This window comes from Rhizobium sp. UBA1881, assembly GCF_002338015.1.
Classification (GTDB): Bacteria; Pseudomonadota; Alphaproteobacteria; order Rhizobiales; family Rhizobiaceae; genus Rhizobium.
Genome location: NZ_DDHH01000137.1, coordinates 1 through 21,086 on the forward strand (window position 1 = coordinate 1; position 21,086 = coordinate 21,086).

19 protein-coding genes and 1 tRNA gene are annotated in these 21,086 nt (G+C 61.9%); 9 read left to right on the top strand and 11 right to left on the bottom strand.

What is annotated here, in order from left to right; translation table 11 throughout:
- The 4 genes from B3605_RS16995 to B3605_RS17010 form a co-directional block, all read right to left on the bottom strand.
- Positions 1-261 (bottom strand): hypothetical protein (locus tag B3605_RS16995; protein WP_296435180.1); only part of this gene is annotated, 261 nt, incomplete at its 3' end.
- A 444-nt stretch (positions 262-705) separates the two neighbouring features.
- Positions 706-1,521 (bottom strand): TIGR04255 family protein, encoded by an 816-nt coding sequence (locus B3605_RS17000; RefSeq protein ID WP_112941394.1) that lies wholly within the window; start codon positions 1,519-1,521, stop codon positions 706-708.
- 196 nt (positions 1,522-1,717) lie between these two features.
- A tRNA-Leu gene (locus B3605_RS17005) sits at positions 1,718-1,802 on the bottom strand.
- A gap of 120 nt (positions 1,803-1,922) precedes the next feature.
- Positions 1,923-3,221 (bottom strand): MFS transporter, encoded by a 1,299-nt coding sequence (locus tag B3605_RS17010; RefSeq protein ID WP_112973970.1) that lies wholly within the window; start codon positions 3,219-3,221, stop codon positions 1,923-1,925.
- A 126-nt stretch (positions 3,222-3,347) separates the two neighbouring features.
- On the opposite strand from B3605_RS17010, the gene B3605_RS17015 reads away from it, so the two are divergent.
- Complete coding sequence (locus B3605_RS17015; RefSeq protein ID WP_296435182.1) at positions 3,348-3,923, top strand: TetR/AcrR family transcriptional regulator; 576 nt, start codon at positions 3,348-3,350, stop codon at positions 3,921-3,923.
- Here B3605_RS17015 and B3605_RS17020 read toward each other — a convergent pair.
- Complete coding sequence (locus tag B3605_RS17020) at positions 3,920-4,714, bottom strand: class I SAM-dependent methyltransferase (protein ID WP_112941391.1); 795 nt, start codon at positions 4,712-4,714, stop codon at positions 3,920-3,922. The two genes, B3605_RS17015 and B3605_RS17020, sit on opposite strands and share 4 nt — an antisense overlap.
- A gap of 80 nt (positions 4,715-4,794) precedes the next feature.
- Positions 4,795-5,775, bottom strand: a complete 981-nt coding sequence (locus B3605_RS17025; protein ID WP_112941390.1) for an aldo/keto reductase — start codon at positions 5,773-5,775, stop codon at positions 4,795-4,797.
- 225 nt (positions 5,776-6,000) lie between these two features.
- Between B3605_RS17025 and B3605_RS17030 the strand changes: the two genes are divergently transcribed.
- Both B3605_RS17030 and B3605_RS17035 read left to right on the top strand, forming a co-directional pair.
- Positions 6,001-7,638 (top strand): AMP-binding protein, encoded by a 1,638-nt coding sequence (locus B3605_RS17030; protein WP_112941389.1) that lies wholly within the window; start codon positions 6,001-6,003, stop codon positions 7,636-7,638.
- A 183-nt stretch (positions 7,639-7,821) separates the two neighbouring features.
- Entirely contained in the window at positions 7,822-8,622 is an 801-nt protein-coding gene (locus tag B3605_RS17035) for a hypothetical protein (RefSeq protein ID WP_112943763.1), read from the top strand.
- A gap of 676 nt (positions 8,623-9,298) precedes the next feature.
- On the opposite strand, the gene B3605_RS17040 is transcribed toward B3605_RS17035, so the two are convergent.
- The 5 genes from B3605_RS17040 to secA all read right to left on the bottom strand — a co-directional run bounded on the left by B3605_RS17040 (position 9,299) and on the right by secA (position 16,729).
- Positions 9,299-10,576, bottom strand: a complete 1,278-nt coding sequence (locus tag B3605_RS17040; protein WP_112950915.1) for a GNAT family N-acetyltransferase — start codon at positions 10,574-10,576, stop codon at positions 9,299-9,301.
- Between the two features lie 4 nt (positions 10,577-10,580).
- Positions 10,581-11,993 carry a lipopolysaccharide biosynthesis protein gene (locus B3605_RS17045; RefSeq protein WP_112943766.1) on the bottom strand — a complete coding sequence of 471 codons (1,413 nt, stop codon included), beginning with the start codon at positions 11,991-11,993 and terminating at the stop codon, positions 10,581-10,583.
- A 110-nt stretch (positions 11,994-12,103) separates the two neighbouring features.
- Complete coding sequence (locus B3605_RS17050) at positions 12,104-13,195, bottom strand: D-alanine--D-alanine ligase family protein (protein ID WP_112943767.1); 1,092 nt, start codon at positions 13,193-13,195, stop codon at positions 12,104-12,106.
- 26 nt (positions 13,196-13,221) lie between these two features.
- A complete protein-coding gene (locus B3605_RS17055) occupies positions 13,222-13,848 on the bottom strand; it encodes a C39 family peptidase (protein ID WP_112943768.1) in 627 nt (208 codons plus the stop codon).
- Between the two features lie 172 nt (positions 13,849-14,020).
- Positions 14,021-16,729 carry a preprotein translocase subunit SecA gene (gene secA, locus B3605_RS17060; protein WP_018901525.1) on the bottom strand — a complete coding sequence of 903 codons (2,709 nt, stop codon included), beginning with the start codon at positions 16,727-16,729 and terminating at the stop codon, positions 14,021-14,023.
- A gap of 245 nt (positions 16,730-16,974) precedes the next feature.
- Here secA and B3605_RS17065 point away from each other — a divergent pair, with 245 nt between their 5' ends.
- From B3605_RS17065 to B3605_RS17090, 6 genes are all read left to right on the top strand, one after another.
- Positions 16,975-17,865, top strand: coding sequence for a peptidylprolyl isomerase (locus B3605_RS17065; protein WP_111564836.1), 891 nt, complete (start codon positions 16,975-16,977; stop codon positions 17,863-17,865).
- 67 nt (positions 17,866-17,932) lie between these two features.
- Entirely contained in the window at positions 17,933-19,174 is a 1,242-nt protein-coding gene (gene argJ / locus B3605_RS17070; RefSeq protein WP_112943813.1) for a bifunctional glutamate N-acetyltransferase/amino-acid acetyltransferase ArgJ, read from the top strand.
- Positions 19,143-19,964 carry a GNAT family N-acetyltransferase gene (locus B3605_RS17075; RefSeq protein ID WP_047508598.1) on the top strand — a complete coding sequence of 274 codons (822 nt, stop codon included), beginning with the start codon at positions 19,143-19,145 and terminating at the stop codon, positions 19,962-19,964. The genes argJ and B3605_RS17075 overlap by 32 nt, the downstream gene beginning before the upstream one ends.
- On the top strand, positions 19,961-20,389 hold the full coding sequence (gene mutT / locus B3605_RS17080; RefSeq protein ID WP_112943770.1) for an 8-oxo-dGTP diphosphatase MutT: 429 nt from the start codon (positions 19,961-19,963) through the stop codon (positions 20,387-20,389). The genes B3605_RS17075 and mutT overlap by 4 nt, the downstream gene beginning before the upstream one ends.
- Positions 20,390-20,512: 123 nt before the next feature.
- Positions 20,513-20,848: a hypothetical protein gene (locus tag B3605_RS17085; RefSeq protein ID WP_112943771.1), complete on the top strand. Its 336-nt coding sequence runs from the start codon at positions 20,513-20,515 to the stop codon at positions 20,846-20,848.
- Between the two features lie 60 nt (positions 20,849-20,908).
- Positions 20,909-21,082, top strand: a complete 174-nt coding sequence (locus B3605_RS17090) for a Flp family type IVb pilin (RefSeq protein ID WP_112943814.1) — start codon at positions 20,909-20,911, stop codon at positions 21,080-21,082.
- Positions 21,083-21,086: the final 4 nt, after the last annotated feature.

Genomic DNA, 21,086 nt, shown 5'->3' on the forward strand with positions numbered 1-21,086 from the left:
GAAGGGCGGTGATATCACAAAAGTTCGTGGGTCCAATCCCGCTTCGGCAATCGATTCCTCAAGGTCAACAGACATGCCGCCATTGACGCCGCTAGAAGCGCCAAATGCCATGGTTGAAACCCGTTTACCGCCAGTTTTCTCGTCGTCAACAAGATGATCGGCAGAAATGCGGCGGATCACCCCGTGATCTGCAAGAATGCCCGCATGGTCGTGTACCTCGACGTTTCCGGCGGCATCATGCGGCGGCTTGTCGAGCGGCAACGGCCACCTCCATCGCATTGAGCCACTCAGCCACTACAGTAAAATCGTTTGTAAGCTGAATCTCTTCGACGTCATCACCCGCACACCTTACGGCTGTGACTCGGTAAGGAGCAAGAACATGGAGCTCGATGTCGTACTCTAGCGTGTGCCACTCGGCCTGCAGGTCGCCGTTATGACCTGGGACAAGCTGCGGAGCCGACGATCCAAGCGGACACGCAGACGAGAGCATGCTCATCGTGAAATGAGCCAGGAGAAAGCTCACAGGCTTTCCACCGTAACCATCCCAATTATGCGGGAGCCGTGTAAGGTATTCGAGGCGAGAGGAAACGGCCTCGTGCCAATCATGCGAAACGGTTTGCATAATTCGCTTATTGAAAACACCGGTCGAGGCTTTGCTGGGCAAGAACGAGGGAAAGGAACTGCTGCCGGTCGCAATGTTAGCCACTATGATATCCTCTCCCAGATGCCGTGCGCGAAGTCGGTCGTCATCGACGCAAATTCGCTTATTATTATTTCACGCCCGTATTTAAGAAAATCAATCGTATCTTCAATGTCGGGACGCAGGGGTGAGCCTCTTACTGTAATATTTAACAACAATAATCTCTGTTGAAAGAAATCAAAGCCTGTCTTTGCCTCGACAATCAATCTCGCCCTTGGAGCGCCATCGATGTGGAGCGAACGTCTCCAGGTGCAATTGATGTCTTCCGGATCTTGCCTCCCAAACGCCAGATCTCGGACCCAGTCAGAGTGCTGTGAACCCGTTCCGGTCTTATTCAATATGATATGATTGATGTAGGTGATTTCTGCCTGGGTGCAGTGCAGTCTCTGGGGAGCAAGGCTATCGAAGTAGGTTTCGAGATCGTGGAGCTCATTCTGAAATGATGAAATTATGTATTCGAACCTTGGATACTCCCGCACGCCTCCGGGGACTTTTCTCCAGTTGTGCAGCAGTCGATCAGCTTGAAACTGGATTAGCTCCTGCTGGTCTTCCGTGAGAAACCAAAAGCGATCGTGCTGGCCGCCACTGACCATACCAAAATTAAAGGTCGGAGGAGAGGGAATACCGAACGTTTCGAAAGACGGAGGCAGAGGGACTTGCTCTTCCACCGCCGGAAAGCCGTCTTTGAAAAGTGACCAAACTTCACCCGCCCGGATCTGGCCGTAGCCCATAGCAGGATTGAACTGCACGCCAACAACCACCTCATTGAGAGGTGGTCTAGCAAAGTTGGCAAGATGGTTCGGTCTCAAATGGTCGCTCATTCCTGCCCTACAGTTTTAGAGCGCAAAAGAGCGCCTCTTGCATCGATACGTGATTTGATTCGTCCTTGCAACGTAGGGCGAATGAGCGTTGCCAAAGCCAAATTCCGCTTAGGTTTTGTCCCGCGCGTGCGGGGTGCAATAGTGTGAGGCAAAAACGTCAGTTTTGAATAACAAAATCAATTGGAATTCGGTCCAGTGGTGCCCCATGCCGGAGTCGAACCAGCACTTCTTTCGAAACTCGATTTTGAGTCGAGCGCGTCTACCAATTCCGCCAATGGGGCAACGGATACCGACGAGGCGGGTGTCTAGCATGCGTTTGACTGATGGCGCAAGACGGGGATGCGGGTATCGGGCTGATTTCGTGGGGCTTCCGGCCGTATGGGTTCGGCCGGAGGATGTATTCAGTGAGCGACGGAGACGGCCGGGGTGGGGAGGCCGGATTTCTTGATGGTGATCGCCAGGATGGAGGCGAGCAGGCAGAAGGCGCCGGCGATGAAGAAGGCGGGGAGATAGCTCTGCAGCTCGGTGCGCGACAGGCCGGCGCCGTAAGCGGCCGTGGCGGCGCCCAGCTGGTGGCCGGTGAAGACCCAGCCGAAGACGATGCCGACCTTTTCCTTGCCGAAGCGTTCGGCGGCGAGCTTGACCGTCGGCGGCACGGTGGCGATCCAGTCGAGGCCGTAGAAGACGGCGAAGATCGACAGGCCGTAGAAGGAGAAATCGCTGAAGGGAAGGAAGAGCAGCGACAGACCGCGCAGGCCGTAATACCAGAAGAGCAGCCAGCGATTGTCGAAACGATCCGACAGCCAGCCGGAGCCGATCGTGCCGAAGAAATCGAAGATGCCCATGACGGCAAGCACGCTGGCGGCGGCCACCGGCAGGATGCCGAAATCGCCGCAAAGCGTGACGAAATGGGTCTGGATCAGGCCGTTGGTGCTCAGGCCGCAGATGAAGAAGGTGGCGAACAGGATCCAGAAGGTCGAGGTCTTCGAGACTTCCTTGAGGACGACGATCGGGGCGGCGAGCATGGTGAGGAGGCCGCCCGTTTGAGCCGGCGGCGGGGTGATGCGGTCCTCGCCGAAGGAGGGGAGGTTGAGATCGGAGGGGCGGTCGCGCATGAAGGCGAGCACGACCAGCGCCGCGAAAAGGATCATGCCGCAGACGAAGAAGACGGTGGCGCGCCAGCCGTAGCTCTCCGTCAGCTGCGCCATCAGGGGCAGGAAGACCAGCTGCCCGGTGGCGGAGCTCGCCGACAACATGCCGACGACGAGGCCGCGATGCTTGGTGAACCAGCGGGCGGAGACGGTGGCGGCCAGCACCATGGCGGTCAGCCCGGTGCCGAGGCCGACGACGATGCCCCAGAGCAGCAGAAGCTGCCAGATTTCGGTCATGAACAGCGAGCCGACGAAGCCGCTTGAGATCAGGATCATGGCGAAGACGATGACCTTGCGGACCCCGAAATAATTCATGAAGGCGGCCGAGAAGGGTCCCATCAGGCCGAAAAGCAGCAGGCGGACGGCGAGCGCCGAGGAGATCTGCGAGGTCTCCCAGCCGAACTCGTCCTGCAGCGGCTTGATCAGCACGCCCGGCGCGCCCATGGCGCCTGCCGTGACCAGCATGGTGAGAAAGGTGGCGGCGACGACGACCCATCCGTAGTGGATGTTGCGCCGCGCCAGCGTGGAGGCAAGTGCAGTGGAGACCATGGGGGCTGTTCCGTATGATGTTGCCGGAGGCTAATACAAATATTTAGATGATGGCCATCATCATTGTTGATTATTGATGATGTGCGTCATATAAATTGTCAAGCGGTGTTTTTTAGGAGCCTTGCTATGCGCGTCAGCCGGGAGAAATTCGCGGAGAACCGGGAGAAGATCCTCGGTGTCGCGGGCGTGCTGTTTCGCGAGAAGGGGTTCGAATCGACAGGCGTGGCCGAGATCATGAAGGCCGCGGGGCTGACCCATGGCGGCTTTTACGGGCATTTCCAGTCGAAGGAAGATCTGGCGCTCGAAGTGAGCCGGGCGTTGATCGAGCGGGTGAAGATCCGTTGGAACGAGATCATAACAAGTGCCCCGGATGCGCCGCTCGATGCACTCCTCAATCATTATCTCTCCCGTTGCAGCGTCGATGATCCCGGCGGCAGCTGCGTCTTCGCCTCGTTGGTGCAGGAGGTGAGCCGCAGCCAAGGTGCCGTGCGCTCGACCTTCAATGACGGGCTGTTGGCGCTGGTCGATATACTCTCCGAGATCGTGCCCGGCGACAGCGCGGAAGAGCGCCGCGCCAAGGGCTTCACGACGCTGTCGGCGATGATGGGCGCGGTCATCCTGGCGCGCGCCGTGGAGAGCCGGGAGCTGTCCGACAATTTCCTGTTCACGACGCGCGACGCTCTTTCGCCGGCTAAGAGTTAGCCGCGACGGGCGATCAGGCCGCTGATCTCGACTGTCTCGGCAAAGCGGCCGTCGGGCGAAAGCCGTGCCAGCGCATCACGCAGCTCGCTTTCGAAGGCTTCCGCCTTGTCGCCCAGCGTTTCCGGCGAGGTGACCGAGGTCGAGAAGGCGCGGCCGATGATGTCGTCCGCGGCCAGCTGGCGCTCGCTGACGATGCCGATCCGCTCGAGATGGCTGAAGGGCGAGTGCAGCAGGACGGTTTCGTGGGCGATCCAGTCCGGACCCTTGCGACGCTCGCGGTCGGCGTTGCGTTCCGGCGCGAAGGTTTCCGAGAGCGCGTTGACGGCGGCGCGCCAATCCGGCGTGGAGGCTATGTGGCGATCGCCGAAGAGCACGACGCAACCGTCTTCGACGGTGATCGCGTCGAGTGCCTTGAGCGTCGCCGGGCGGTCCATCCAGTGGAAGGAGCGGCCCATGACCGTCATCTTCAGCGGTGCAAGCGATGGGCCAAGATCATAGGACGAGCCCTGGATGAAATCGACGGCGACATCGGCCTTGTCGGCATCGGCGCGCGCCGTCTCCAGCATCTCCGGTTCGGGATCGATGCCGGTGACCTTTGCGCCTGTCAGGCGGGCGAAGGCGATGCCGAGTTGGCCGGGGCCGCAGCCGAGGTCGAGCAGGCGCTCGCCTGGCTGCAGGCCGGCGCGCTCGGCGACACGGGTGATCAGCTCGTCGGGATAGGGGACGCGGTAGCGGGTGTAATAGGCGGCCGTCGAGCGGAAGCGGCGGGCCTCGAAGGGGATGACGGTCATGGTGATATCCTCAAGGGGCGATATCTTGACGTGGATCGTGCGCCTGCCCCACTCCGGGGGGCAGGCGGTGTCCTAAGACCTTACTTGAAGCCCTCGACGCGGTGCGGCACGTAGGGCTCTTCCAGCGCCGCGACATCCTCGGCCGAGAGCTTGACCGAGAGCGCGCCGACGGCATCGTCGATATGACCGGATTTCGAGGCGCCGATGATCGGGGCGGTGACGGCGCTCTTCTGCAGGATCCAGGCGGTGGCGATCTGGGCGCGGGAGACGCCGTGTTTCTTGGCGAGATCGCCTACCTTGCCGATGATCGCGCGGTCCGCGTCCTCGGCCTGCTGGTAGAGCGTCTTGCCGAACTCGTCGGTCTCGCTGCGGGCGGTCTTTTCGTCATAGTCGCGGGTCAGGCGGCCGCGCGCCAGCGGGCTCCAGGGGATGACGGCGATCTTCTGGTCCTGGCAGAAGGGCAGCATCTCGCGCTCTTCCTCGCGGTAGAGCAGGTTCAGATGGTCCTGCATGCTGACGAAGGGCGTCCAGCCATTGGCCCTTGAGGTGTAGATCATCTTGGCGAACTGCCAGGCATGCATTGATGAAGCGCCGATATAGCGCGCCTTGCCCGATTTCACGACATCATGCAGCGCCTCCAGCGTCTCCTCGATCGGCGTCGTCGGGTCGAAGCGGTGGATCTGATAGAGGTCGACATAGTCGGTGCCGAGGCGCTTCAGGCTGTTGTCGATCTCGTCGAAGATCGCCTTGCGCGACAGGCCGGCGCCGTTCGGTCCGGGGCGCATACGGTTGAATACCTTGGTGGCGAGCACGATTTCGTCGCGCCGCGAAAAATCCCTTATCGCTCGCCCGACGATTTCCTCGGACGAGCCGTCGGAATAGGTGTTGGCGGTGTCGAGGAAATTGATGCCGGCTTCGAGCGCCTGCCTTATCAGCGCGCGGCTCGGCTCCTCGGCCTGCGTCCAGCTGTGATTGCCGCGGCCGGGCTCGCCGAAGGTCATGCAGCCCAGGCAGATCTTCGAGACTTCGAGGCCGGTGCCGCCGAATTTGACGTATTCCATGAAATCGCTCCGTGATGAGAAAAGAAACCCTGGCGCTACCCCTATCTAGGGCACGACCGGTCAGATTGGCAGCGGCGGCAGCAAACAACCATGCGCGCCCTGGGGTGGGAAGGGCGATCCGGGCTTCACGCTTGCGTGAGCCGCGCCCACGGTGTTAGCTGCTGCAGCATAAACGGACTTTTGCCCCAAGACCGAGACTGAGACCCCATCGATGATCCTGCGCCCATGAAGCTGCCGCCGCGCGCTCGCTATGACGATCTCTACCGCGATTTCGCCTGGACGATCCCTGAGGATTTCAACATCGGCCGTGTGTGCTCGGACGATTGGGCGGCGCGCGAGCCAGAGCGGATCTGTCTTCAGCACTTCAGCCCGGATGGCGATCATCTTTCGATGAGCTATGGCGCGCTTGCGGCGCGCTCGGCCTCGCTTGCCAATGGGCTCGTCGCGCTCGGTCTCACAAAAGGCGATCGGGTGGCGCTGCTGCTGCCGCAATCCTTCGAGACCGTGATCGCCCATATGGCGATCTACAAGATGGGCGCGATCGCGGTGCCGCTGGCGCTGCTTTTCGGCGTAGAGGCGCTGGAATATCGGTTGAAGACATCGGGCGCGGCCGCCGTCGTGACCAATGGTTTCGGCCTCAAGCGTATCCGCGAGATTCGCGACCGGCTGCCGGAATTGAAGACGGTGATTAGCGTCGATGCTTCTGACGACAGTAATGGCGTCGTCTCCTTCGGCAGCCTTGTCGAGCGTCATGCGCCACGCTTCGACGTGCCGCCGACCGGGCCGGACGAGCCGGCGCTGATGATTTTCACCTCGGGCACGACAGGCGCGCCGAAGGGGGCGCTGCATGGGCACCGCGTGCTGTCCGGACATATTCCTGGCATCCAGTTCGCGCATGAGGGCTTTCCGCAACCGGGCGACCGGATGTGGACGCCATCGGACTGGGCCTGGGCGGGCGGACTGCTGAACGCGTTGCTTCCCAGCCTGATGCTCGGCGTGCCCGTGGTCTCTTCGCCGGCGCAGAAATTCGACGCGGACATGGCCTACCGGATCATGGCCGAGATGAAGGTGCGCAACGGCTTCATTCCGCCGACGGCCTTGCGGCTGATGAAATCGGTGCCCGATCCGTGCCAGCGATACGATCTCAAGCTCCGCACCATAGGTGCCGCCGGTGAGGCGCTGGGGGCGGAGACGCATGATTGGGCAAGCCGTACGCTCAGCATCAATGTCAACGAATTCTACGGGCAGACGGAGTGCAATTTCGTGCTGTCCTCGAACGCCGCGCTTGGCGTGAGCAAGCCGGGGGCGATCGGCAAGGCGGTGCCCGGGCATAAGGTGGCGATCGTCGATGAGGCCGGCGCGGTGCTGCCGTCGGGTGCGGTCGGCCAGATCGCCATCGCGCGGGCCGATCCGGTGATGTTTCTCGGCTATTGGAACGACGCGGATGCGACCGCGCGCAAATTCGCCGGCGACTGGCTGCTGACCGGCGATCTCGGCCGGCAGGACGAAGACGGTTACGTCACCTTCCTCGGTCGCGACGACGACGTCATCACCTCATCCGGCTACCGCATCGGCCCGGCCGAGATCGAGGACTGCCTGACCGGCCATCCGGCCGTGCAGATGGCGGCGGCGGTCGGCAAGCCCGATGCGCTGCGCACCGAGATCGTCAAGGCCTATGTGGTTCTGGCGCCGGGATTTAAGGCGAGCGACACGCTGGCGGCGGAGATCCGCGATTGGGTGAAGATGCGGCTGTCGATGCACGAATATCCGCGCGAGGTGGCGTTCGTCGACGCGCTGCCGCTGACGACGTCGGGGAAGGTGATCCGGCGGATGTTGCGGGAACGGGCGGTGGGTGAGGGGTAGGGGTAGGGGTAGGGGTAGGCTTGTGTGGCGCCCGATACTTCCCTTAGATTAAACAGAAAAGACGCCCCGAGGAGCGCCTTTTCAATTTGGGAAGTCGAGGATTCGTAATGCTCGAAAGCAAACTGCCAATCTGATCTCGACTTTTCGAGGTTGAATATATGTGAGAGTGACGGGAGCGTCAACTTGCCGATAGAGGATGCAGATTTAGCGGAGATCACGAAGCTGCTGTCGCCCGAGAGGTTGGGCAAGCTTTACCAGCTCACCGGCAACGCCCGGGCTGCAATCGAATTCCATCAGAAGACACTGCGCCTCGGTGCCGATTTGATGAATATCATCGCGGTCATCGAGATTTCCTTGCGGAACTCGATCTGTGAAAATCTCGGGCAGCATTTCGGCCAGGCGGGCTGGCTTCTGAGCCCACCGGCACCCTTCCATTGGAAAGAAAGCGAGAAGGCCAAGATCGTGCAGGCGCTCGATAGCGCGCGTCGGGCCGAATACGCTAAACTTGCGCAGGCTACCAAGCATGGGCTTGACGCGCTGGCATTCCCGAACGGCCGCCCCGCGAACTTATCCCATACGCAGAGGTCCAAGCTCCGTCGAACGCATATCCAGGTCACCGATGGCAAGATCATTGCGGAGCTGACTTTCTACATCTGGAAGCGTTTATGCGGTCCCGATTATGAGCACACGCTTTGGCGGCCGACACTCAAGAAGGTGTTCCCGAACAAGCGAATAAAGCGCTCCGACGTCGCCGACAATCTTGAGACTATCTACCAGTCACGCAACCGGCTCGCCCACCATGAGCCCGTTCTTCACGATAGGTTTGCCGCGACCGTTGCTGCAATCAAGTACATCGCTCAGCACCTTGGAGCGCGCGCGCCTGGCGATCAGACACCGCTTTATCGGCTAATCGCTGACGATATTACGGCGATCGAAGTAAGTGCCGCGATACTGCACGCGGAGTTGGAAGCTTACAGGACTTAGAGATGATCTTTTGATCCGCTCGCGGGGATAATAATCTTGCGCGGTGAAAGAAATCGCGGCGATATCAGTCGTTTGCAGATTTCGTCGTCCTCATCCATCCCCGCCGCAATCGTCGCTCCCATACTGATGGCGTCATTGGACAGGGAGCCGGGTCGCGAACCGGATCTGACACATCAGGGCGCAAGCCAGGCGTCCGGTGATGGTTGTTGAGAGGTGGATGATCGGGTCGTCAGGATCTCTCATCCATCCGGAAGCGAAAGGCCGAGAGACGCTCCTGTCGGCCTGGATATCCGGAAGCCTTGATATGATCGGGCAGGCGATATTGCCTGACACTTCTATCTTATACCGACCACCGCCTGCCCATTCCCAGTCTGTCATGTCGTCGCGGAGAGGTTTCCGGCGCGGGGCTTTGTGGTGTGTGGAAGACGCACGGTCTGTGGTCGACGCCTTTTATTCAGCTTTTACCGTGCGATACCCCCCTCTGCCCTGCCGGGCATCTCCCCCACAGGTGGGGAGATTGGCTGGGCGCGGCCGCTCGCTCCGACCTCAACGTTTGGCGAAAACCTTACCGCGAGCCGATCTCCCCCCTTGTGGGGGAGATGCCCGGCAGGGCAGAGGGGGGTATCGCAGGCACGACGTCAACGACGGTCTTCCTGCCGGCATCAGATGGGGCCTCTCACCCCCGCCCAGCCAGCGACATGATCTTTTGCCGCAGCATCTTCGCGACGTTGCGGGTGCTGCTGTAGAGGTGGAGCTGGGTGGCGACCTGGCGGACGTCGCGGTCGGCGTTTTGGTTGAGGCCGATGACGACGGTGCCCATCTCTTCGCGTTCCTGCCAGAAGCGGCTCATGATCGGGTGGTCTGGCACGGCGCAAGAGTCAGAGCGGACGATGTTGGCGTCGTCGAGGTGCCATTCGGTGAGTTCGCCCATCAGAAGCTTGCCCGGCGAATAGCGGGCGTAGGCCTCGTCATAGGCGGTCTTCCAGGTGTAGGCCTCGCCGCCCATCATCAGGACGACGGTGGAGGCGATCGATTTGCCGTTGAAGTCGATCGAGTGGATACGCACGGCGTCGACGGCGGCCAGGTTGGAGATCGCCTCGCGGGCAAAGGCCATGTGCAGGCGGTCGGTGACCAGCGCGCTGCGCTTCTTACCCTTCCAGCCGCCGGCTTCGAGCGCCAGGAATTCCTCGAAGCGCATGTGGATGTCGCGCGGCTGGCGGGCGACGTTGTAGACGACCGTGCCCTTTTCCTCCAGCAGCCGCCATTGCCGGCGCATCTCGCGCATGTGCGAGGAGGAGACCGATTGGCGCAGATAGGCGACGGCGTCCTCGTCGCTCTGCAGCATCGGGCGCAGATAGGGGTTGGTGGTCGTGATCGGCAGGTTGCGGCCGATGGCGACGGCGCGGATCATGCGGGCGAAGATGCCGTTCAGGCGCAGATCCGGCAGCACCAGGATGCCGGGCATGCGCAGGTCGCGGGCGGTGAGGCCTTCGAGGAAATTGTCGAGCGTTTCGGCGGCATCCTCGCCGTCGAGCAGCGGCGTGCCCAGCGGCGCGAAGCTGTTGGCCCAGACGCGGATGATTGACGGGCCGACGGCGAAGCCCGGTTTTTCGACCGAAAACGGCATCAGCACGCGCAGGCGGCTGCGGGTCTCATTCTGGTCGCGCAGCAGCGCGAAGTTGACCTCGCGGTCGTCAAGACGCGGCATGGCGGGCGCCAGGAAGCGGCCGGTGAAGAAGACGTTCGGCTCCAGGGCGCGGTTGGAGAGGAAATCGAGCTCGTCCTGCAGATCGTAGCCGAGCTTGCCGGAGTAGACGCAGAGCTCGCGGCCAGGACGGCCGATCTCGACGCGGGCTTCGGCCTGCGGTGCATCGAATTCCAGCGATGCCAGCTCGTGGACCATGCGGTTGGCGGTCGAGTCTGTGGTCTGGGTTCCGGGAGGATTGCGCACCATACTGTCAGGCTTCCATATCGTTGCCGGCGCTGGCCGGTCTGGCGAAGGCGAAGAGGGCGATGCCGAGCGTGCGGCGGACTGCGAGGTGCAAGAGCACCGCCTCGACGCCCATGGCCGAGGCCGTGGCGATAGCCGCGCCCTCGATGCCGAAATGGGGGATGAGGAGAATGTTGAGGGTGACGTTTGAAGTCAGCGCGCCGGCATAGAGCGCGACGCAGATATTCTGCTTTCCGGCCATCATGAGCAGCGTTTCGGCGGGGCCGACCAGCGCCTTGGCGAGAATGCCGGCGAGCAGGATCGCCATCAGCACATAGCCCGCCGTAAAGGCGCCGCCGAAGAGCGACAGCAGCAGATGTCCGGCTGCGAGCACCACGAGGCCGACGGCCAGCGCCGGCCAGAAGGTCCATCTGGCGGCATCGAAGGCGGCGGCGGCGAGCTCGGCGCGGGTGCCTTCGGCGATGATGCTGGAAAAGCGCGGGCCGGAAGCGGCCTTGACCGAGAAATTGATGAAGTGGACCAGCGCCATGGTTTTCGCGGCGGCGAAATAGATGGCGACCTCGTGCGGCTCCAGGAAAATGCCGACGACGACGACATCGGAATTGGTGAGCAGGAAGCTGACGCCCTCGATCAGGAAGATCGGGAAGGCGACGCTTAGCCAGCTCAGGAAATCGATCTTGCTCGGGCCCTGGTGATAGTGCCGGCGCAGGCGAATGAGGGTCGCGACATACTGGCCGAGCGCGGTGAGGTAGGTTGCGACCAGCGCCGCCTGCATGGCGGTGACGGCTGTGTGCGGCGCGCCGAGGCCGATCGCGGCAAGCATGCAGGTGATGATCAGGATCGGGCGGATGATATAGACGGGGCTCAGCGCCATGACCGGCCAGTGATTGGCGCGCGAGGTGCCTTCTAATATGTCGCCGAGCGCGATCATCGGCATGGCGAGTAGGCCGAGGAAGATCGGCACGACATAATAGCTCTGGATGCGGTCGCCGAAGAGATGCAGGCCGATCATGCCGATGGCGAGCACGGCGGTGCCGGACAGCAGGCCGAAGATCCTGGCGGTGCCGGTCAGGCCGCGGATTTCCTCGAAGGCGCCCGATGCCTTGTACTGCGGCAGGAAACGGACGATGGCGGTGTGGAAGCCAAGGCAGGAGAGATCGCCGAAGAGAACGATCAGCACCCAGACGAAGACGAAGATGCCGTATTCGTACTCGCCCATCAGGCGGGCCAGGATGATCTGGGAAAGAAAGGCGAGGGCGGCGCTGATGACGCGGATGGCGAAGGCGGTCAACGCCATGCGCTGAGCGGCGGCCTTTTCACCGCGCTTCGTCATGATATCGCCGAGCATGCGAAGAAGGCGACCGCCCGCAGGACGCAGGCTCGCCGGTAACATCTTCTCCGCCGTCTCGATGACCGCCATAATGGACACGCAAAACTCTCTGGCAAATCGTGCCTAGAGTTGTGGCATGACACGGTTAAGAAACGGTTGTGACGAGACCCTCTGGCTTAACCTGTCCCCAGCTCAAAGCGTCAGCCGCCACCGCGCGCCAGCGCCCTGTTTATCAGGACATCCAGCACCTCGGCGTAGCTGACGCCGGATGCCGCCATCGCCTTGGCGTACATGCTGATATTGGTGAAGCCGGGGATGGTGTTGAGCTCGTTGACCACGAAGGACATGTTCTGCATCAGGAAGAAATCGACGCGGGCCATGCCGTCGCAGCCGAGCGCCTTGAAGGCCTGGCGGGCGGTCTTGCGCAGCTCGTCCTCGGTCTCCTTCGGCAGCTGCGCGGGCACGCGGAGCGCAGCCCCGGCCTCGTCGATGTATTTCGCTTCGTAGCTGTAAAAACCGTGGCTTTCGGCCGGCGCGATCTCGCCCGGAAGAGAGACGGTGATCTCGCCATTCGCATGTTCGAGCACGCTGAACTCGATCTCGCGGCCGGCGATGAATTCCTCGGCGAGCAGCTTGCTGTCGTGCCTGAAGCCTTCCGCAAGCGCGGTGGCGAAATCCTCTTGTGTCCTGACCTTGCTGACACCGACCGACGAACCCTGGCGGGCGGGCTTGATGAAGAGCGGCAGGCCGAGTTCCCGCGCAGCGGCGTCAAAGGCGGGCACGCTGTCTTCTTCGATGCAGAGCGCTTTCGCCACGGGTAATTCAGCTTCCCGGAGCAGGCGCTTGGCGATGTCCTTGTCGATGGCGGTCACCGATCCGAGCAGGCCGCAGCCGGCGAGCGGCACGCGGGCAACGGATGCCAGGCCCTGGATCGAGCCGTCCTCGCCATGCATTCCATGCAGCACGGGGAAGAGGACGTCGATCGCGGGGACTTCATAGGGCTGCGCGCCTTGCGGGATGGCGAGCATGCGGCCATGGCCGCCGGGCAGAAGGCTGACCTCGACGGCTTCCTCGACCTTGGCGGCTGAAGACAGCGCGGTGCCCTTCGGCAGGAGAAGCCATTGCCCTTCCCTCGTTACGAAGATCGGCAGGACGTCGTAGCGCTCGGCGTCGAGGGCCGCGACGACATTGGTCGCCGAGAGGATGGAGACATCGTGTTCGGGCGAGCGGCCGCCGAAGAGGATGGCGATGCGCGGGCGCGACGATGTTGGGCGGGCGGGCTGTGTCGGCATGGCGGATGGGTCCCCTTGGATTATTGTTATTGGTCGAGCCGGATCGCGACGCCGCGATTGGCGAAGAAGCGGTCGAAGATCTCGATCGGCAGCTCGACGTCGGCCTGGCTGGCTTCGTCATGGCCGGATGGGTTGTGGAAGCGGATGGTATCGGCGTCTGCCGCCGTCACCAGCACAAGGTGGCCGCCTTTTGTGGGCGGCTGGCGGTCGGGCCAGCGGATCTGGCTGTTGACCGAGGCGATGAAGAAGGTGTTGTCCTTGAGGACATCGGCGATATCTGGTGTCGGCAGGCCGGTGATGGTTTTCGCGCCGAGACCGAAGGTTTCGCCGACATAGGTGACGAAGGGCGCGTAGATCAGCCCCTTGATCGACTGGTCTTCCTTGTTGACGACATAGCCGCCGAAGCGGGTGCAGCCGCGTGCGAGGTCGATGATGGGGTGGTCTTCGCCCCTGGCGGCGAGGATCATCTTCAGGCAGGCCATGCCGCAGATGTTGACGGCCCAGCGCGCATATTCCTCGATTGTGTCGGCGCCGGATCGCTGCCAGAGCGGATCATCCAGCAAGGCAGGTGCGCCGCGCTCCAGCACGGAGAGCGTCATCGACGCCGTTTCCCACTGGCTGAAATAGGGGGCCTTGCAGGCGGTGCGGTTCATCGCGTGTCCCTGAAATCAAATCTGATATCGGCGCAAGCTCTGCGAACAAAGCGACTGTTTTGCGGCTGAAGTTCGGGCGAATCATGAAATTGGAAGTTGTGGGCGTAGCGCATGAAAAAGCCCTCGCGACGTCCCGGTCGCGAGGGCTTCGATTTCAATGCTCGATCAGGTCTCAGGCCTGTTCGAAGGCACCGTGGCAGTGCTTGTACTTCTTGCCCGAACCGCAGGGGCAGACCTCGTTGCGGCCGACCTTGCCCCAGGTTGCGGGATCGTCGGGGTTGCGGTTTTCGGGCGCCACGATGACTTCCGATGCCTGGTAGACCGAGCCGAACTCGTCTTCGCCGGTATTGGGGTCGATGTGATGGGCCTGCATGGCCGGCGGTTCCGGCTGCTCCTGCTGCACCAGTTCGACACGCATCAGCTGGGCGGTGACGGCCTGGCGGAGGCTGTTGAGCAGCGTGTTGAAGAGCTCGAAGGCTTCCGACTTGTATTCCTGCAGCGGGTCACGCTGGGCGTAGCCACGGAAACCGACGACGGAACGCAGGTGGTCGAGATTGACGATGTGCTCGCGCCACAGCGCGTCCAGCGTCTGCATGACGATCGAACGCTCGACGTAATGCATGATGTCGTCGCCGAAGCGCTCGGCCTTTTCGGTGAAGACGGCGTTGGCCGCTTCCGTCAGGCGTTCGCGGATATCGTCTTCGCCGATGCCTTCTTCCTTGACCCAGTCCTCGATCGGGAGGTCGAGATTGAGGAGCGCGTTGGCCTGCTCCTTGAGGCCGACGGCATCCCATTGTTCGGCATAGGCGCGCTCGGGAATGTGCTTTTGAACCAGATCCTCGATCACTTCGCGACGCATGTCGGAAACGGTCTCGGAGATGTTGGTTGCTTCCATCAGCTCGAGGCGCTGTTCGAAGACCACCTTGCGCTGGTCGTTCAGAACGTCGTCGTACTTCAAGAGGTTCTTGCGGATGTCGAAGTTGCGGGCTTCGACCTTCTTCTGCGCGCGTTCCAGAGCCTTGTTGATCCAGGGATGGACGATCGCTTCGCCTTCCTTGAGACCGAGCTTGGTCAGCATCGAATCCATGCGATCCGAGCCGAAGATGCGCATCAGGTCGTCCTGAAGCGACAGATAGAACTTCGAGCGGCCGGGGTCGCCCTGACGGCCGGAGCGGCCGCGGAGCTGGTTGTCGATACGGCGGCTTTCGTGGCGTTCCGTCGCGATGACGTAGAGACCGCCGGCGGCCAGCGCCTTTTCCTTGAGCTGCTTGATCTCTTCGCGGATCGCCTCGATCTTGGCGTCGCGCTCCGGACCTTCCTCGACTTCGCCGAGTTCGCGCTCGACACGCATGTCGAGGTTGCCGCCGAGCTGAATGTCGGTACCGCGACCCGCCATGTTGGTGGCGATGGTGACCGCGCCGGGAACGCCGGCCTGGGCGACGATATAGGCTTCCTGCTCGTGGTAGCGGGCGTTCAGAACCTGGAAGTTGTTGAAGCCCTGCTTGCGCATCAGTTCGGCGAGCAGTTCGGATTTTTCGATCGAGGTCGTACCAACGAGAACCGGCTGGCCGCGCTTCTGCGCATCCGCGATCTCGGCGATGATCGCCTTGTACTTCTCCTCGAAGGTCCGGTAGACCTCGTCGTCTTCGTCGATACGCTGGATCGGCAGGTTGGTCGGTACTTCGACGACGTCGAGACCGTAGATGTTGCCGAATTCTTCCGCTTCCGTCTGCGCCGTACCGGTCATGCCGCCGAGCTTGTCGTACATGCGGAAGTAGTTCTGGAAGGTGATCTGCGCCAGCGTCTGGTTCTCAGGCTGGATCTTCACATGTTCCTTGGCTTCCAGCGCCTGATGCTGGCCTTCCGAATAACGGCGGCCCGGCATCATGCGGCCGGTGAATTCGTCGATGATGACGATCTCGTCGTTGCGGACGATGTAGTCCTTGTCGCGGGTAAAGAGCTTGTGGGCCTTCAGCGCGTTGTTGACGTGGTGGACGATCGCGACGTTCTCGATGTCGTAGAGGCTGGCGCCCTTGAGCAGGCCGGCTTCACGCAGGAGATTTTCGAGCTTCTCGGTGCCTTCTTCGGAGAAGTTGGCCGAACGCTGCTTTTCGTCGATCTCGTAGTCGCTTTCGACGAGCAGCGGGATGAAGGTGTCGATCGTGTTGTAGAGATCGGAGCGGTCGTCGAGCGGACCGGAGATGATCAGCGGCGTACGCGCTTCGTCGACGAGGATCGAGTCCACTTCGTCGACGATGGCGTAGTTGTGGCCGCGCTGAACCATCTGGCCCTTCTCGTACTTCATGTTATCGCGCAGATAATCGAAGCCGAGTTCGTTGTTGGTCGCGTAGGTGATGTCGCAGCCATAGGCCGCCGCGCGTTCCTCGTCCGACAGGCCGTGGACGATGACGCCCGTGGTCAGGCCGAGGAAGCTATACAGGCGCGACATGGTGGCCGCGTCGCGCTGGGCGAGATAGTCGTTGACGGTAACGACGTGGACGCCCTTGCCCGACAGCGCGTTCAGATAGACGGGAAGCGTTCCGACCAGCGTCTTGCCTTCACCCGTCTTCATTTCCGCGATGGCGTTGGAATGAAGGATCATGCCGCCGATCAGCTGGACGTCGAAGGGGCGCATGCCGAGCACGCGGCGCGAAGCTTCGCGGACAACAGCAAAGGCCGGGACGAGGATGTCGTCGAGCGTCTTGCCTTCGGCGAGCAGCTTGCGGAACTCCACCGTCTGGGCGGCGAGCTGTTCGTCGGACAGCGCCTTGGTCTTTTCCTCAATCGCATTGATTGCGGCGACGTTCGGCTGGAAGGACCGCACGCGGCGATCATTGGCGGAGCCAAATAGTTTGCGGGCGATGCCGCCAAAGCTGACCATACGACTGGTCCTTTCTGAATATTCATCCCGGGCTTCTCGTAAGGGCGGCCCGGCCGAATTTCGGGCGCACGTATCGAAACGCCAGGAAACTTTTCTGGACGCGAGGTTGCGTGACAGATAAGAGGGGGGTCGAATGATGTCAACGGATTTGGCTGATATAGAAAGGCCACATTCCAGTGTTGATGCCTGTTCAGGGCAGGATTCAAGAAGTTGAAGCCGGTGGGTTAACTGTGAAGGAATGTTTGATGTTGAACTACAACAGAATCGCCGTGATGGCACTCGCCACGTTCGTCGCCTTCCAGGCGCCTGTGCGGGCACAGGACGGCGCTGACGCCGTCGTTGCCAAGGTCGGCGATGTCGAGATCCACCAGTCGGAACTCGACCTGGCGATCGCCAACCTCGATCCGCAGCTGGCGCAGCTGCCTGACGACCAGAAGAAGGTCGCAGCGCTTTCCGCTGCCATCGACGTGAAGCTGCTCGCCAAGGACGCGGCTGCTGAAAAGCTCGACCAGTCGGCTGAGTTCAAGAAGCGCATGCAGTACCTCGCCGATCGCGAACTGCACAACGCCTACTTCAAGAAGCACGTCGTCGACACCGTGACCGACGCTGAAGTCAAGGCGCGCTACGACAAGGAAGTCGCAGCCCTTCCGAAGCAGGAAGAAGTTCACGCCCGCCACATCCTGGTGAAGACGGAAGACGAAGCCAAGGACGTCATCAAGCAGCTCGACGCCGGCAAGAACTTCGCCGACCTCGCCAAGGAAAAGTCCACCGACCCGAACAAGGCTGACGGCGGCGATCTCGGCTACTTCACCAAGGGCCGCATGGTCAAGGAATTCGAAGACGCGGCTTTCGCGCTCGACAAGGGTGCCTACACCAAGACCCCTGTGAAGACCGATTTCGGCTACCACGTCATCCTCGTCGAGGATAAGCGCGACGCCGCTCCTCCGGCTTACGACCAGGTCAAGGATCAGGTTCGTCAGCTCGTCATGCGCGACAAGTATCTTGCGCTTCTCGCCTCCGCCAAGGAAAAGTCCAAGATCGACATCACGGACGAAGCCCTGCGCAAGGGCTACGACGACGCCAACAAGCAGCCGCAGCCGGGTGACGCGCCCGCAGCAGCGCCGGCTCAGCAGTAACAATATCCATCGAGGGCCCGGTTTTTCCGGGCCCTTCCGTATCCCCTTTCATGCCAGGTCGATGATCATGTCCGGTTCCGTCTCCCCGCTCGCTCCCAAAACCTTCGTGCCCATGCCAGCACTGCGCGGTGTCCGCATGGCAACCGCCTCGGCGGGGATCAAGTACAAGAACCGCACCGACGTTTTGATGATGGTGTTCGACAAGCCGGCGGCCGTTGCCGGTGTCTTCACCCGTTCCAAGTGCCCGTCGGCCCCTGTCGATTTCTGCCGCGCCAATCTGCCCGGCGGCGTTGCGCGCGCCGTGGTCGTCAATTCCGGCAATGCCAACGCCTTTACCGGCGTGAAGGGCCGTGAAGCGACCGCGCTCACCGCCAAGTCGGCGGCGGCTGCCGTCGGCTGCAGCGAGAGCGAGATCTTCCTCGCCTCCACCGGCGTCATCGGCGAACCGCTCGACGCCACCAAGTTTTCCGGCGTGCTCGATACGCTCTATTCCGACGCTACCGGCGATTTCTGGTTCGAAGCCGCCAAGGCGATCATGACCACCGACACCTATCCGAAGGTCGCGACCCGCACGGCCGAGATCGGCGGCGTCACGGTCTCGATCAACGGCATCGCCAAGGGCGCCGGCATGATCGCGCCTGACATGGCGACGATGCTCTCTTTCGTCGTCACCGACGCCGACATCGCGCCGGCAGCGCTGCAGGCGATGCTGTCCGCCGGTGTCGATCCGACCTTCAACTCGATGACCGTCGATAGCGACACCTCGACCTCCGACACGCTGATGCTGTTTGCAACGGGTGCCGCCGCCGAAGACGGCCAGGTTCGCGTCGAGACGGCTGACGATCCGCGCCTCTCATCGTTCCGCGCCGCGCTCAACGATCTCCTCAAGGATCTGGCGCTGCAGGTCGTGCGCGACGGAGAAGGCGCCACCAAGATGCTCGAGATCACCGTGACGGGCGCCGAAAGCGATGCCGCCGCCAAGACGATCGCGCTGTCGATCGCCAATTCGCCGCTGGTCAAGACCGCGGCCGCCGGCGAGGACGCCAACTGGGGCCGTATCGTCATGGCCGTCGGCAAATCTGGCGAAATGGCCGATCGCGACCGCCTCGCCATCTGGTTCGGCGACGTACGCGTTGCCGTCAACGGCGAACGTGATGCCGGCTACTCGGAAGAGGCCGCCTCCAACGTCATGAAAAAGCAGGACATTCCGGTAAAGGTCGAAATCGGCCTCGGAAACGGTACGGCAACGGTCTGGACGTGCGACCTCACAAAGGAGTATGTCGCCATCAACGGTGACTACCGGAGCTGATTTTTCATTGACTGAAGCATTCCCAAAGAAGGCAAATCTGCCGCTCGTGCGCAGGCTGGAAGCCGTCGGTTTCCGGGCCTGGCCTGCCTCGTCGGTTGTTTACGACGGCAGCTGGCAGGTGCGGCTGACGGCGGGGCATCCGTCGAACCGGCTGAACTCTATCGTGCCGCTCGATCCGTCCGACCATCGCGATGTCGAGATCCGGCTGGCCAAGGCGAGCCGCAAGTTCGAGGCCTATGGCCGCCCGGCGGTGCTGCGGCAGACGCCGCTGGCCTCGCCGGTGCTGATCGATCTGGTGAAGGCCGAGGGCTGGGTGCCGTTCGACGAAACCATCGTCATGACCTGCGATCTCGCCAATGCCGATCTGCCGGATACGCTCGATCATTTGCCGACGCATGACATCAGCCGCTTCGTGGACGCCAATCTGGCGACCGACCAGGTGTCGACGAAGCTGAAGCCGGCATTGGCCGAAGTCATCAACGCGATCAAGCCGCCATCCGGCCTGTTCATGGTGGAAGACCCGGAAACGGGGCCGCTGGCGACCGTGCTCTGCGTGCAGGATAATGATCTGGCCGGCATCATGTCGCTCTCCGTCACACCCTCGCGCCGCCGCGAGGGGCTTGGGCTCGAAATCCTGACGTCCGCTCTGCGCTGGGCGCGGATGCGCAGTGCCCGCTCCGCCTGGCTGCAGGTCAAGACCGGCAACGTGCCTGCCATCACGCTTTACGAGCGCCTCGGCTTCGTCGAGGCCTATCGCTATTCATACTGGCGGCGGGATCTTTGCCGATGAGCGAGACAGTTGTGAGCGGTACTGGCCACAGCATCCTTCTCGTCGTCGCCTGCGCGTTGATCGACGCGGATGGGCGCATCCTGTTGGCGCAGCGGCCTCAAGGCAAATCGCTCGCCGGTCTCTGGGAATTTCCCGGCGGCAAGATGGAGCCGGGCGAGACGCCGGAGGAAACGCTGGTGCGCGAACTCAATGAGGAGCTCGGCATCACGACCAAGGTCGCGTGCCTGGCGCCGCTCACCTTCGCCAGCCACACCTACGAGAAATTCCACCTGCTGATGCCGCTTTACGTCTGCCGTCGTTTCGAGGGCATTCCTGTTGGCCGCGAAGGGCAGGCGATCAAGTGGGTGAAGCCGCAGGCGCTGCGCGATTATCCCATGCCGCCGGCCGATGAGCCGCTGATCCCCATCCTGCAGGACCTACTTTAGAAATTTCTATTTTATAACTTTTTCTGTGCCAATCTGGCTGTGGATATTAATCGATCGTTTAACAGATTCTGGCAAAGATCGGCCTCAATCAAGCAACTGGCGTGTGTGTAGAAGGCTTGACGCATGGACGACGATTTCTGGAAAGCAGTTCGGGAGAAAGAGCAGGCTTCGGTTTCCTCGCGCAAGACGGGGGCGCTGAACATCGCCTTGCTGTTCGGCACGGCCGTCGTGGCTCTGACGCTGATCCTGACACCAATGCTCGCCGACAAGTCGAAGTCGAGCGTCTTCGCCAGCGCGCCGTCTGAATTCGATTCCATCACCACGGGTTCAATTCCGAAGAGCGAAAACGGCTCGAAGAGCGAGAACGGCAAGCGCTACACGATCCGTCGCAGCATTCTGCAGGATACGCCGGGCTCCGTCTGCGTGGTGCAGGGCTATGGAAGCGGTGTTGGCTGCTGAGGGCCTGGGGCTCTGGGCAACGCTAGGAAATCGACTGTGATGTCGAGCGACGAGGGACGAATGACGAGACTTCTGAAAGCATTTGTCGCCGATCGCAACGGCGCCACCGCCATCGAATACGGCCTCATCGCCGCCTTGGTTGCCACTGCGATCATCACCGGCGTCGGCGCGCTCAGCGGATCGCTGAACAACGTCTTTACCTACATCGCAAGCAAGATCCCGTCGCTGACCTGAGCAG

Excerpts from the sequence above, each read along its gene's own strand:
- B3605_RS17000 (WP_112941394.1), bottom strand. The coding sequence starts at position 1,521 with ATGAGCGACCATTTGAGACCGAACCATCTTGCCAACTTTGCTAGACCA.
- B3605_RS17010 (WP_112973970.1), bottom strand. The coding sequence starts at position 3,221 with ATGGTCTCCACTGCACTTGCCTCCACGCTGGCGCGGCGCAACATCCAC.
- B3605_RS17015 (WP_296435182.1), top strand. The coding sequence starts at position 3,348 with ATGCGCGTCAGCCGGGAGAAATTCGCGGAGAACCGGGAGAAGATCCTC.
- B3605_RS17020 (WP_112941391.1), bottom strand. The coding sequence starts at position 4,714 with ATGACCGTCATCCCCTTCGAGGCCCGCCGCTTCCGCTCGACGGCCGCC.
- B3605_RS17025 (WP_112941390.1), bottom strand. The coding sequence starts at position 5,775 with ATGGAATACGTCAAATTCGGCGGCACCGGCCTCGAAGTCTCGAAGATC.
- B3605_RS17030 (WP_112941389.1), top strand. The coding sequence starts at position 6,001 with ATGAAGCTGCCGCCGCGCGCTCGCTATGACGATCTCTACCGCGATTTC.
- B3605_RS17040 (WP_112950915.1), bottom strand. The coding sequence starts at position 10,576 with ATGGTGCGCAATCCTCCCGGAACCCAGACCACAGACTCGACCGCCAAC.
- B3605_RS17045 (WP_112943766.1), bottom strand. The coding sequence starts at position 11,993 with ATGGCGGTCATCGAGACGGCGGAGAAGATGTTACCGGCGAGCCTGCGT.
- B3605_RS17050 (WP_112943767.1), bottom strand. The coding sequence starts at position 13,195 with ATGCCGACACAGCCCGCCCGCCCAACATCGTCGCGCCCGCGCATCGCC.
- B3605_RS17055 (WP_112943768.1), bottom strand. The coding sequence starts at position 13,848 with ATGAACCGCACCGCCTGCAAGGCCCCCTATTTCAGCCAGTGGGAAACG.
- secA (WP_018901525.1), bottom strand. The coding sequence starts at position 16,729 with ATGGTCAGCTTTGGCGGCATCGCCCGCAAACTATTTGGCTCCGCCAAT.
- B3605_RS17065 (WP_111564836.1), top strand. The coding sequence starts at position 16,975 with ATGTTGAACTACAACAGAATCGCCGTGATGGCACTCGCCACGTTCGTC.
- argJ (WP_112943813.1), top strand. The coding sequence starts at position 17,933 with ATGTCCGGTTCCGTCTCCCCGCTCGCTCCCAAAACCTTCGTGCCCATG.
- B3605_RS17075 (WP_047508598.1), top strand. The coding sequence starts at position 19,143 with ATGTCGCCATCAACGGTGACTACCGGAGCTGATTTTTCATTGACTGAA.
- mutT (WP_112943770.1), top strand. The coding sequence starts at position 19,961 with ATGAGCGAGACAGTTGTGAGCGGTACTGGCCACAGCATCCTTCTCGTC.
- B3605_RS17085 (WP_112943771.1), top strand. The coding sequence starts at position 20,513 with ATGGACGACGATTTCTGGAAAGCAGTTCGGGAGAAAGAGCAGGCTTCG.
- B3605_RS17090 (WP_112943814.1), top strand. The coding sequence starts at position 20,909 with ATGACGAGACTTCTGAAAGCATTTGTCGCCGATCGCAACGGCGCCACC.